The following is a 12,329-nucleotide window of genomic DNA, read 5'->3' on the forward strand; positions in this document are numbered from 1 at the left end:
GTCACTCCGTGATGGTGGGCGGCTCGGCCAGGAACGGGCGCAGTTCGAGCCACTCGTGGATCGGCTCCCCGCCCGCACCGGGGGCGGCGGACAGCTCCCCGGCCAGCTCGACGGCGCGCTCGTGACTGTCGACGTCGATCACCATCCAGCCGGCGATGAGGTCCTTGGTCTCGGCGAACGGGCCGTCGGTGACCGGCGGGCGCCCCTCGCCGTCGTACCGGACCCAGCTGCCCTCGGGGGCGAGTGCCTGGCCGTCGACGAACTCGCCGGTCCCCTCCAGCCGGGCCGCGAAGTCCCGCATGTACTGGATGTGCGCCGAGATCTCCTGCGGCGTCCACTGGTCCATGGGCACGTCGTTGACCGCCGCCGGGGCGCCGCGGTAGTGCTTGAGCAACAGGTACTTGGCCATGGTGTCTCTCCTGGGTGCTGGTGCGACCCATTGTGGTCGCGATCACCACCGGGACGGAGCCGGTTGCGCGTTCTCGACATCGGTGTCCAGGAATCTTTCCGGGCTCTTCCCGCCGCGCGTGTCCGTGCCGTCCGCGGACGCCCGGCCGTCCCCCCGGAGGGCAGGCGAAGGCGGGCCGCGTGCCCTCCGTAGCGGCTAGGCCGAGAGTGCCGGTTCGTCCTCGGCGGGGTCGGTGGCGGCGACCGCGGTGGCGAGCCGGTCGAGCGAGAGGCCGAGGGCGAAGGCCAGCGCGGCGATGGTGAAGAAGGCCGGCGTCGGGGCCCGGCCGGTCTCGATCTTGCGCAGGGTCTCCGCCGAGATGCCGGCCACGGCCGCCACCTCGACCATGCTGCGCTCGCCGCGCGCCTCGCGCAGCAGCGCGCCGAAGCGCTCGCCGCGTTCGCGCTCCCAGGGGGTCAGTGGGGTCCTCACCATGCCCCGATACTAATACCGCCGAGACCGTGATAGATATACCGGTATAAGAATTGGCAGTGCGGGACGAGGAGTGCAGTCGTGGTGGAACTGAAGTCGGACGCGGCGCTGGCGGCGATGCGCGAGGCCGGGCGGGTGGTGGCGCAGGCCCTGGCCGCGGTGGAGGAGGCGGCCGCCGTGGGGGTGAGCCTGCTGGAACTGGACGAGGTGGCGCGCGGGGTGCTGCGGGCGGCGGGGGCGTCGTCGCCGTTCCTCGGGTACCGGCCGGCCTTCGCACCGGTGCCGTTCCCGGCGGTCATCTGCGCCTCCGTCAACGACGCGGTGGTGCACGGCATCCCCGACGGCTACCGGCTGGGCGACGGGGACCTGGTCAGCATCGACTGCGGCGCCGTGCTCGACGGCTGGGCGGGCGACGCGGCGGTCAGCTTCACCGTCGGCACCCCGAGGCCGGGGGACACGGAGCTGATCGACGCCACCCGCCGGGCGCTCGACGCCGGGATCGCCGCGGCCGTGGTCGGCAACCGGGTCGGGGACATCGGACACGCGATCGGCACCGTCGCGCGCGGCGCCCGCCACGGGCTGCTCGAGGGCTTCGGCGGGCACGGCATCGGCCGGCGGATGCACGAGGACCCGCACGTACCCAACGAGGGCCGACCGGGCCGCGGCTACCCGCTGCGACCCGGACTGGTGCTCGCGATCGAGCCGATGCTCACGGCCGGCGGCCGGGACGACTACCACACCGACCCGGACGGCTGGACGCTGCGCAGCGTCGACGGCAGCCGGGCCGCGCACATCGAGCACACCGTGGCGATCACCGCGGACGGCCCGCGCATCCTGACCCTGCTCTGACGGGCGGCGGCCCTGCGGGGGACGGCCCCCTGTCGAAGGGCCGCGCTCCGACGGGCCCGGCCTCAGCCCAGCAGCCGCAGCCGGGTCGCGGCCACGCCCACCCGGACGCTCTGCCCCCAGGTCAGCTCCAGCGCGTCCGCCTCGATGCCGTCCCCGAAGGCGACCAGCCGCTCGGACTCGACGGTCAGGACCAGCTGCTGCCCGTCGCCGAGCAGACCGTGCACCCGGGAGGTGCCGGTCGCGGGGGAGGGCCAGGCCTCGCGGACGAACCAGCCGAGCTCGGGCGCCGCCGGCGAGGGCAGGTCGATCGGGCCGCCGCGCTCCAGCCAGGTGGAGCGGCACCAGCCGGTGGCCCCCGTCCCGGTACCGATCAGCACGCCGGACGAGGCCTGCGGCTCGGCCGCCGAACCGTCCACGGCCAGCCGGTAGCGCGCCGTCTGGTGCCCGGGCTGCCCGACGTACACCTCGTTCAGCGCCAGCAGCCGCTGGGTGTCGTCGGCCACCGCCTCGACCATGGTGCGCTCCTCCAGGTGCCGGGCGCCGCTGCGCGCGACCGCCGCCGGGAGCAGCGCGGGCAGGGCCTCGGCGCGGTGGCGGACCAGGACGCCGGGGTTGCGGCCCGGATCGGCGTCCACGCCGATCACCGGCTGGCCGTCCAGGTACTTGGCCACGTTCGCGACCAGCCCGTCCTGGCCGACCACGACCACCACGTCCTCGGGCTCGAACAGGAACCGCGGCAGGTCGGCCCGCTCGACCCTGGTCCGCCGCCAGTCCAGCGGTACGGCCGCCGCCGCCCGGGCCAGGGCGTCCGCCTGCCGGTGGTGGCGCTGCTCCACCTCGTCGGCGGACCGGCCCCGGGAGGAGAGGAAGAAGGCGGCCTGGCCGGGCGTGCCGTGGTGGGCGAGCAGCTCCTCGTACTCGGTGCGGCGGCGCACCAGGACCGCCCGGGGCGCGAGGCTCACTCCCCACCCGCTGCGCCGGAGAGCTTCGCCAGCAGCCCGGTGACCAGGTCCGGGGTGAGCGTGACGCTGTCGATCCGGGGCAGGTGCTCGGCCAGCCGCATCAGGGCGAGCGCCCGCAGGACGGCCGGGTCGGCCTGCTGGTGGGCGGTCAGCCAGGCGGCCTCGGCGGCGGCTCGGGCGTCGCCGAGGGCGCGTGCGGCCTGTGCCTCGGCGGTGGCGAGCCTGGTCCGGCGCTCGGCCTCGGCCTCGGCGCGGACCCGGTCGGCCACCGCCTCGTCCTCGGCCTGGAGCCGGCGGTTGGCGCCCTGCTGGGTGATCAGCTGCTTCTCCCGCCGGGCCAGTTCGATCTTGTTGGCGAGTTCGTTCTCGGCGATCCCGCGCTCGTGTTCGACGGCCACCGCGCGCCGCTCGAAGGTGGCCCGGTCCGCCTCCTGCTGGACCAGTTCGCGGGCGGGGGTGCGCAGGGCTCGCTCGACCTCGGGTTCGGGCCGCAGGGCGACCACCCGGACGGCGATCACGGCGAGCCCGGTCTCGGTGATCCGGGGTTCCGCGGCGAGCCCGTCGGCCATCCGCTCGCGGACCGCACTGACGCCGTCGACCAGCGCGGCGGCGAGCGTGGTGCGGGCGAGCAGGCCGAGCGCGTGCTGCTGGGCGGTCTCGGTGAGCAGGGTCGCGAGCTGGTCCAGCGGGGCGGCCCGCCAGGCACCGGTGTCGGGGTCGATGCCGAAGTCCACGCGGGCGGCGGCGACGGCCGGCTCGGTGATCCGGTAGGTGAGGGTCGCCTGGACGGTGACGTCCTGGAAGTCGGAGGTGCGGGCGTGGAAGAGCATCGCGAGCTCGCGGTCGTCCACCGGCACCTCGGAGAGCGCGGCGGTGAGCGGGCGGAACCAGAAGGCCAGTCCGGTGCCGTCGTGGGCGACCTCGCCGCGGCGCAGGTGGCGGATGTGCGCGGTGGGAACGGCGCGCAGGTGGCGCAGCCCGAAGCGCCTGGTGATGTCGGCCATGGATGACCACCCCTTTTCGTCACTCAGACGATATTGGGCGGCGGCTGATCTCGTCAAGGTGACGAAAACGGTGCACCCCGCCCTCGTCCCGGGTCCGGTGCCCGCTCACCCCGTTCGGCAGCCGTGGGAGGATCGACAGGTGCTGAGGATGCGAACGGAAGCAGGTCAGAGGTCGGTCGGACGAACGGCGGCACTGCTGCTGGCGTGCCTCGCCACCGCCGCCACCACCCTCACGGTCGCGCCGCCCGCCCGCGCGGCCGACCCCGCGGGGCAGCTGTTCACCATCGGGGACCCGCGCATCACCGAGTCCAGTGGCCTCGCCGCGAGCCGGTCCCACCCGGGCGTCTACTGGACGCACAACGACAGCGACGACGGCCCGTACGTCTACGCCGTCGACTCGCAGGGCCGGACCGTCGCCACCGTCACGCTGCGCGGAGTGGAACCGCGCGACGTCGAGGCGATCTCGCTCGGCCCCGACGGGCGGCTCTACCTCGGGGACATCGGCGACAACCTCGGCGGGAAGTGGCCGGAGGTCTGGATCTACGCCTTCGCCGAGCCCGCCGAACTGCGGGACCAGACCGTGGACGCGGTCCGCTACCGGGTCCGCTACGAGGACGGGCCGCGCGACGCCGAGGCGCTGATGGTCCACCCCGTCACCGGCCGGGCCTACATCGCCAGCAAGAAGCAGGGCGGTGGCGGCCTCTACCAGGGGCCGGAGAAGCTCTCCGCCAGTGGCATCAACACCTTCCGCCGGGTCGCCGACGTGCCCTGGATCACCGACGGGGCCTTCTCCCCGGACGGCACCCGGCTCGTGCTGCGCGGGTACCTCGGCGCCACCCTGTACCGCTGGCAGGGTGACGCGCCCGTCAAACCCGCTCCACTCTCCGCCCCGTGGCAGGGGCAGGGCGAGTCCGTCACCTTCTCCGCCGACGGGCGGGCCGTGCTGTACGGCGCCGAGGGAAAGAACAGCCCGGTCTGGCGGGAGCCGCTCGACAACGACCAACTCCCCGACACCGTCCCGCCGTCCACCACGCCGGCACCGGCGCCCGCCCCGGGGGCCGGGTCCGCCGCGCCGTCCCCGTCGGCCGGCGGGGACGCGGCGGCGCCCGCGTCCGACGGCCCGTCGAGCGGCGGCGTGGGGCTGCTGGTCCTGCTCGCCGCCGGCGCCGCGGTGTTCGGCCTGCTCCGGAAGCGCCGCTCGGGCTGAGGCGTCGCTCGTATTGCGGCGCTGCTCGGCTGGGGTGCCGCCTGCACCGAGGCGGCCGTTCGTGAACGGCCGTAGACGAACGGTCCCTTCGGCTGGAGGGTCGCCCATCGGCCAGGTGTCCGAGGTGTCCTGACGAGGTGAATCTGTCGCCGATTTGTGACAAAGCTTGGCGAACACCCGTCCCACGCGCGGTTTTCGTGGACGTAGGGTTCCAGCTATGTCACCGAAGAGCCGCATACCTGCCTCGGACCCGGGCGACACCTGGGTCCCGCGCCCCAGGCGCCGCGAGACCCCGCTGGGCATGGTGGGCCACGGATTGAAGTTCCTCGGCTACAGCACCCTGGCGGGCGTCCTGCTGGCAGGTGTGGCCCTGCCCGCGGCCGGCGCGCTGGGGCTCGGCGCGAAGAGCGGTGCCGAGAGTTTCGAGAGCATTCCGGACGACTTCAAGACCCCGCCGCTCACTCAGGCGACCCAGATATACGACGCCAAGGGCGGCCTGATAGCCAAGGTCTACGAGCGGGACCGCACCGTCCTGCCCGCCGACCAGATGGCCCCGCTGATCCGCCAGGCGCAGGTGGACATCGAGGACGCCCGCTTCTACGAGCACGGCGCCGTCGACCTCAAGGGCGTCCTGCGGGCCATCACCAAGAACGCCGAGAGCGGCGCGACCGTCCAGGGCGCGTCCACCCTCACCCAGCAGTACGTGAAGAACGTCAACGTCGAGAAGGCCGGCGACGATCCGCAGGCCGTGCTGGACGCCCAGCGCAAGACCCTGGGCCGCAAGATCGAGGAACTCAGGTACGCCATCAAGCTGGAGGAGGATCTGACGAAGGACCAGATCCTCACGAACTACCTGAACATCACCTTCTACGGCCACCAGGCCTACGGCATCCAGGCGGCCGCCCAGCGGTACTTCAGCAAGGACGCCAAGGACCTCAACCTGCCCGAGGCCGCGATGCTCGCGGGCCTGGTGCAGAACCCGTCCCAGTACGACCCGAAGCTGCACCCGGTCGCCGCCCAGAAGCGCCGGGACACCGTCATCGACAAGATGGTGGAGAACAAGCACATCACCGCGGAGCAGGCGAGGGAGGCCAAGGCCGTCCCGCTGGGGCTGAAGTACAAGGAGCCGCAGAACGGCTGCATCACCGCCAACGCCGGGATGGGCTTCTTCTGCGACTACGTGCGCCATGTGGTCAAGCAGGACCCGGTGTTCGGCAAGACCGCGGCCGAGCGCAAGAAGCTGTGGGACCAGGGCGGTCTGAACGTCTACACCACCCTGGACCCGGACAAGCAGGCCGCCGCCCAGGAGGCGGTGACCAAGAAGGTGTTCGTCACCGATCCGGTCTCGGCGGCGATGACCATGGTCGAGCCGGGCAGCGGCAAGATCCTGGCGATGACCCAGACCCGCCCGTACGGCCTCGACAAGGACAAGAACCAGACCGTCGTCAACTACAACGTGGACGCGGCGATGGGCGGCGGCAACGGCTTCCAGCCGGGCTCCAACTTCAAGCCGATCGTGGCCGCCGCCGCGCTGGAGGCCGGGCTGCCGTCCACCCAGCAGTACCCGGCGCCCAACCGGATGGACTGGCCGACGACGAAGACCTGCGACGGCACCTGGAAGAACCTCGAAAAGGGCAAGAAGGGCGGCTCGATCCCCAACGAGTCGGCGGGCGAGAGCGGTCCCTACGACCTCAAGCAGGCGATGGCGCTCTCGGTCAACACCTACTTCGTGCAGATGGAGCAGGAGATCGGGCTCTGCGCGGTCAAGCAGATGGCCAACAAGCTCGGTGTCGCGGGCAAGGCCAGCGGCGCCCCGCTCCAGGAGCTCCCGGCGCTGGGCCTGGGCACCCAGGAGGTCAGCCCGCTGGTGATGGCGAACGTGTACGCGACCTTCGCCGCCCGGGGCACCTACTGCGCGCCGGTCGCGATCAACCGGATCGTCACCGTGGACGGCCGGGACGTGCCGGTGTCGCCCGCCAAGTGCAGCCAGGCGATGTCCGAGAACACCGCCGACGTGATCAACACCGTGCTGCTCGGGGTGACCGAGAAGGGCGGTACCGCACGCGACCTCGGCCTCGACGACGACCGGCAGATCGCGGGCAAGACCGGTACCACCGACGAGAAGAAGTCCGCCTGGTTCAGCGGCTACACCGCGAACCTGGCCGCCTCGGTCTGGCTCGGCGGCCCGGCCGGCGGAGTGCCGATGAAGAACATCCGGATCGGCGGCGCCTACTTCCCGGAGATCTTCGGCGCCACCGGGCCGGGCCCGATCTGGCAGATGGCGATGAGCCGCGCGGTGCGGGACATGCCCGAGGCCAGGTTCAACACCGTCTACATCCCGGACCCGCCGCCCAAGAAGGACCCGACCGCGAGCCCGAGCGGCGGCACCGGCTCGCCCAGCGGCGGTCCGAGCTCACCCGGCACCGGCCCGAACCGTCCCGGCGGCGGCTCCTCGCAGCAGCCCGGCCGCCCGCGCAACCAGCAGTCCCAGCAGCCGCAGCAGACCCAGCAGGCCCAGACCCAGCAGCAGGACCAGCAGGACCAGCCGACCACCGAAGGCTAGGCCTTCCGCAGGCCCGGGCCGGAGCGATCGCTCCCGCCCGGGCCTGCGGCTTCGAGGGTCGGCGGACCAGGCGAAACGATTCGCCCAAGGCAGGTCCGGGGGCTGCTGGGGACACTGTTAGGCTGCGCGGCGGGGGAAGATCAGAGGCCGTACGAACGGTCCTCCTGACGTATGGTCCGCACACGCCGTGACCGGCGCCTCCCCCGAAGACGTTCACGATCGAGGGGGCCTCGTTGGCAGACGAAATGGTGCGGCAGGCACAGCGGTTCATCAACACCACCTACGGGAGCGTGGCCGGGATCGGCACCGTCCCCGAGGACGGCAGGACCGGCTGGCCGCTGATGTACGCGCTGACCCGCGCACTGCAGTACGAGCTGGGCATCACCGCGCTCTCCGACAGTTTCGGGCCGACCACGCTCTCCACCCTGCAGGGCAAGTGGCCGTCCATCGACCGGACCGGCACCCAGCCGGCGAACGTCGTGCGGATCGTCCAGGCCGGCCTGTACTGCAAGGGCTACGACGGCGGCGGCCTCGACGGCGTCTACAGCGACCGGGTCGCGGCCGCGGTGCGCAAGCTGAAGGCCGACACGGGCGTGGCCGGGGCCCTCCCGGGCGACGCGATGGTGCCCAAGCTGTTCAAGGCGCTGCTGAACATGGACGCGTACGCGGTCACCGGTTCCGGCAGCCAGGCCGTGCGGGCCATCCAGCAGTGGATGAACGGCAAGTACGTCGGCCGCCGCAACTTCTTCGTCGTCCCCTGCGACGGCATCTACTCGCGCGACGTCCAGCGGGCGCTGATGTTCGCGGTCCAGTACGAGATCGGCATGAGCGACGACGTCGCCAACGGGGTGTTCGGCCCCGGCACCCAGGCCGGCGTGCGGAACAACACGGTCAAGGTCGGCTCCACCGGCACCTGGGTGCAGCTGTTCACCGCCGCGATGGTCTTCAACCAGCGCGCCGGGGTGAGCTTCAACAGCACCTTCAACGCGATCCTGGCCTCCCAGACCGCCGAGTTCCAGTCCTTCGTGAAGCTGCCGGTGACCGGCCGCGGCGACTTCCAGACCTGGGCCTCGCTCCTGGCCACCAGCGGTGACACGACCCGCAAGGGCACGGCGTTCGACTGCGTCACCCAGGTCACGCCGGCCCGGGCGGACTCCCTGGTCGCGGCCGGGTACCAGACCGTCGGCCGCTACCTGTCCAACGTGCCGAACACCACGCTCAACAAGATGATCCAGCCCGGCGAGCTGTCGGTGATCTTCTCCAAGGGGCTGCGGGTCTTCCCGATCTACCAGACCTGGGGCGGCTCGGCGAGCTACTTCACCTACAACCAGGGCCGGTCCGACGCCTTCGCCGCCATCGAGTGGGCCCGCTTCCACGGGTTCCGCGACGGCACCCGGATCTACTTCGCGGTGGACTTCGACGCGCTGGACCAGCAGATCACCGACAGCGTGATCCCGCACTTCCGCGGCGTCTTCGAGACCATCCGGGAGAACTCCCGCTACGAGGTGGGCATCTACGGCCCGCGCAACGCCTGCTCCCGGGTGAGCGCGGTGGGCTACGCCGGCACCAGCTTCGTCTCCGACATGTCGGTGGGCTTCTCGGGGAACCTCGGCTACCCGATGCCGACGAACTGGGCGTTCGACCAGATCGCCACGATCACCGTCGGCACCGGGGACGGGGCGATCGAGATCGACAACGACATCGCCTCCGGCCGCGACCTCGGCCAGGACGGCGTGGACCCGGGCACCAGCCCCGCCCGCCCGGACGTCGAGTTCGCCGTCGCGCAGAAGGGCGCCCTGCTCAAGGACGTCCAGCAGTACCTGGAGGGCCTCGGCGTCCCCGAGAGCGGCGGCTCCGGCATCCTCGACGAGGACACCACGACGACCTTCGCCAACTCCACGACCCAGGCCCTGGAGACGGTCCTCGCGTACGACTGGCTGTTCACCCGCCTCGCCCGCACCCTGAACGTCCGCAAGGCGCTCCTCCAGGCACCGGTGCTGTGGGAGATCCGCAGGTTCGACGGCCTGGACGCGGCCGCGGACGACGCCGTCAGGCGCGGCGCGCAGGCCGACTCCGCCACCGGGCTCGGCCGGATCCCCGCCGCGGCGGCGATCGACGCCCGTAACCACTGCATCGACCAGGGCATCATCAACGGCAGCAGCCTCACCTGGGACAGGGACCGCGCGGCCGTCTGGAACAAGCTGCACGACGACCAGCAGTACAACATCGCCACCGTCGCCTACCTGACGCTCCACAACGCCGCCCGGCTCGGTCTGGACCGGCCGACGACGGAGACCGGCGAGGCCGACGTCGAGCGGCTGCTCGCCCGCTACAACGGCACCGGCCCGAAGGCCGACGAGTACGGCCGCCGGGTGATCGGGCTCTACCGCACGCTGGAGAAGTACTTTGCGCCGCAGCGCGGCCTCTGATCCACGCGGCCCGCGAGCGGCCACGGCCCGGTGCGCGGGAAGCGCCGGGCCGGTTCTGAACAGTGATTCCGGGAGGGTGAAAGAAGTGTCATCGGAGATCTCGCGGCGCGGCGTTCTCAAGGGGACGGCGGCCACCGGGCTGCTCGTCGCCGGTGCGGGTACCGTGCTGGCCCAGCCGGCCGCGGCCGCGGCTGCGGCCGCGCCGGCGACCGGCGCAGCGGCCGGCCGGGCCGGGGCCGACGCGGCGCCGCAGCCGGGTGTGCGCAACGCCCGGACCTCGGCCAACGGCTGGCGGATGGAGAACGCGGTGGACGCGGGCGGGGCGGTCTGGACGCGTCCGCTGCCCGGTACGACCGCACAACTCGCCGTCCGGATAGGCCAGGTGGAGACGGTGCTGGTCCATCTGGCGCGGCGCTACCACTACGAGGTCGCCGAGCTCCGGGCCGAGGAGGTGGCCGGCTGGCGCAGCCCGGAGGGCATCCGCTCCTCCGCGCTCGCCGAGAGCAACCTGGCCTCCGGAACGGCCGTGGCCCTGCGGCCAGGCAGCTACCCGCCGGGCGTCCAGGGCGGCTACTTCCCGTACGAGCTGCTGGTCATCCGTGACATCCTCGCCGAGCTCGACGGCGTGGTCGCCTGGGGCGGCGACGACAAGCACGTGGACGAGGGCCTGTTCTACCTGGCCGTCCCGCCGGGTGACGCACGGCTGAAGGCGGTCGCCGACCGGATCCGCGGCTGGTCGCAGGAGCCGGGTTCGGGCGCCGGCACCACCGTCGACGTCCAGGCCCCGGACCGCCGCAAGGCCGCCCAGCGGGTCGAGCAGCAGCAGCGGACCGCCACCCGCTAGAGCGCCACCCGCCGGGGAGCTCCCGGCGGGCGGACCGCTGACGGCGGTGCCGCGGGCTGTCCAACGGCCCGGGGCACCGCCGTGTCCTGTGACGGGAGCGTCAGTTGACGCCCTTGGCGGCCCAGAAGTCCTGCCGGGCCAGCACGCTGGTGTCGGTCTGGTCGGTGAAGAACCCGTCCACGCCCAGCTCGTAGAGGTAGCAGGCCCACCCGATCGCGTCCCCGTAGGCGTTCGGGTCGGTGCCGCGCCGGTAGTCCAGCGGCAGGAAGCCGTTCTCGTTGCGCACCGTGTACGGGTGCAGCAGCAGGTTGGCCGCGTGCGCGTCGCGCACCAGCGTGGTCGGCTGCTGGAGCTTGCCCGTGGCGTCGACGGGCGCGATCAGCTGGGTGGTCGGACCGATGCCGTGCGCGAAGGAGGCGATCCAGCGCAGCCCCGCCGGGGTCACCAGGTCCGCGACCGTGCGCTTGTCGCCGGACAGCACGAAGTCGTACGGCTGGGTGTTCGGGCCGCTCAGCAGCTGGATCCGCGGGTTGTCCACGAGCTTGGCGAGCCGCTGCAGGCTGCTCGGCTCGAAGGACTGCAGGATCGCCTGCCCACGCTTGCCGGCCAGGCCCGTGCGGCGCAGCTCGTCCGCGAGGCGCTCCTCCAGCGGGAGGCCGATCGAGCGGAAGTAGCTCGGGTGCTTGGTCTCCGGGTAGAGCCAGACGTCCCGGCCGAGCGAGCGCGAGCGCTTGCGGGCGAAGTCGGCCAGCTCGCGGAAGGTCAGGATCTGCCAGCGGCCGTCGTACAGGGTGTTGCGCTGGCGCTGCAGCGGCAGCCGCTCCTTGGCGCGCAGCGTCTTCAGCTCGGCGAGGGTGAAGTCCTCGGTGAACCAGCCGGTGAGGGAGACGCCGTCGATGGTCTTGGTGGCCTTGCGGCCCGCGAACTCCGGGTGGTCGGCGACGTCGGTGGTCTCCGCGATGTTGTTCTCGTGCCGGATCACCAGGTGGCCGTCCTTGGTCGGCACCAGGTCCGGCTCGATGACGTCCGCGCCCAGCTCCAGCGCCAGCTCGTACGAGCCGAGGGTCTCCTCGGGGCGGTAGCCGGGGGCGCCGCGGTGGCCGATGATCAGCGGGTGCGGCAGCCGGTCCAGGCCGGTGCCGGTGCGTACCGGGGTGCGGGTGCCGCTCGGGCGGGCGGCGGCCGCGCCGCGCTCGTCGGAGCCGTCGGGCTGCTCGTCGCCGGACGCGGCGAAGGCCTCACCGGCGCCCGCGGCGCTGAACGCGGCGGCGCCGAGGCCGGCGGCGCCGGTCGCGCGCAGGAACCGGCGGCGCGAGGAGTCGGCGCCCTGAGCGGGCTCGGCCGGGCTGCTGCCGTCGAGCGGACGGTACGTCATGGGTGCTCCTTGCTCGCACTGGTGGCGTGGCGATCGTGGTCGTCGCCCGCAGACTAGGAGCAGTGGCGCCCGGCCGGGTGGCCTTCGGGCGAACTGCGGGAGAAGTTCCGCCCACCCCGCCCTGGCCCGCTCTCGCCCTGCCCTCGCCCGCTCGGCGGCCCCCGCCCTCCGATCGGTCCGCTCGGCCGCCCGTGACCCGCGCCGGCCGCCCCGGCG

Annotated in this window: 10 protein-coding genes; 5 read left to right on the top strand and 5 right to left on the bottom strand. The window is 72.7% G+C overall.

Annotation, left to right across the window (positions count from 1 at the left end; translation table 11 throughout):
* Position 1 precedes the first annotated feature (1 nt).
* Together ACFVVX_RS23625 and ACFVVX_RS23630 are read right to left on the bottom strand one after the other, a co-directional pair.
* Complete coding sequence (locus ACFVVX_RS23625; RefSeq protein ID WP_387948572.1) at positions 2 to 409, bottom strand: YciI family protein; 408 nt, start codon at positions 407 to 409, stop codon at positions 2 to 4.
* A gap of 195 nt (positions 410 to 604) precedes the next feature.
* Positions 605 to 883 (bottom strand): helix-turn-helix domain-containing protein, encoded by a 279-nt coding sequence (locus tag ACFVVX_RS23630; RefSeq protein ID WP_387948573.1) that lies wholly within the window; start codon positions 881 to 883, stop codon positions 605 to 607.
* A gap of 78 nt (positions 884 to 961) precedes the next feature.
* On the opposite strand from ACFVVX_RS23630, the gene map reads away from it, so the two are divergent.
* A complete protein-coding gene (map, locus tag ACFVVX_RS23635) occupies positions 962 to 1,729 on the top strand; it encodes a type I methionyl aminopeptidase (RefSeq protein WP_387948574.1) in 768 nt (255 codons plus the stop codon).
* 62 nt (positions 1,730 to 1,791) lie between these two features.
* On the opposite strand, the gene ACFVVX_RS23640 is transcribed toward map, so the two are convergent.
* Together ACFVVX_RS23640 and ACFVVX_RS23645 are read right to left on the bottom strand one after the other, a co-directional pair.
* Positions 1,792 to 2,691 carry a hypothetical protein gene (locus ACFVVX_RS23640; RefSeq protein WP_387948575.1) on the bottom strand — a complete coding sequence of 300 codons (900 nt, stop codon included), beginning with the start codon at positions 2,689 to 2,691 and terminating at the stop codon, positions 1,792 to 1,794.
* Positions 2,688 to 3,695, bottom strand: a complete 1,008-nt coding sequence (locus ACFVVX_RS23645) for an SPFH domain-containing protein (protein WP_387948576.1) — start codon at positions 3,693 to 3,695, stop codon at positions 2,688 to 2,690. The genes ACFVVX_RS23640 and ACFVVX_RS23645 overlap by 4 nt, the downstream gene beginning before the upstream one ends.
* Before the next feature lie 148 nt (positions 3,696 to 3,843).
* On the opposite strand from ACFVVX_RS23645, the gene ACFVVX_RS23650 reads away from it, so the two are divergent.
* From ACFVVX_RS23650 to ACFVVX_RS23665, 4 genes are all read left to right on the top strand, one after another.
* Entirely contained in the window at positions 3,844 to 4,902 is a 1,059-nt protein-coding gene (locus ACFVVX_RS23650) for a hypothetical protein (protein ID WP_387948577.1), read from the top strand.
* A gap of 217 nt (positions 4,903 to 5,119) precedes the next feature.
* Positions 5,120 to 7,465 carry a transglycosylase domain-containing protein gene (locus tag ACFVVX_RS23655; protein WP_387948578.1) on the top strand — a complete coding sequence of 782 codons (2,346 nt, stop codon included), beginning with the start codon at positions 5,120 to 5,122 and terminating at the stop codon, positions 7,463 to 7,465.
* Between the two features lie 233 nt (positions 7,466 to 7,698).
* Entirely contained in the window at positions 7,699 to 9,894 is a 2,196-nt protein-coding gene (locus tag ACFVVX_RS23660) for a glycoside hydrolase domain-containing protein (RefSeq protein WP_387948579.1), read from the top strand.
* Positions 9,895 to 9,979: 85 nt separating this feature from the next.
* Positions 9,980 to 10,738 carry a twin-arginine translocation signal domain-containing protein gene (locus ACFVVX_RS23665; RefSeq protein ID WP_387948580.1) on the top strand — a complete coding sequence of 253 codons (759 nt, stop codon included), beginning with the start codon at positions 9,980 to 9,982 and terminating at the stop codon, positions 10,736 to 10,738.
* Between the two features lie 100 nt (positions 10,739 to 10,838).
* Here ACFVVX_RS23665 and ACFVVX_RS23670 read toward each other — a convergent pair whose 3' ends face one another.
* Positions 10,839 to 12,113, bottom strand: coding sequence for a glycerophosphodiester phosphodiesterase (locus ACFVVX_RS23670; protein ID WP_387948581.1), 1,275 nt, complete (start codon positions 12,111 to 12,113; stop codon positions 10,839 to 10,841).
* Between the last annotated feature and the right edge of the window lie 216 nt (positions 12,114 to 12,329).

Source organism: Kitasatospora sp. NPDC058170, from assembly GCF_042883905.1.
GTDB lineage: Bacteria > Actinomycetota > Actinomycetes > Streptomycetales > Streptomycetaceae > Kitasatospora.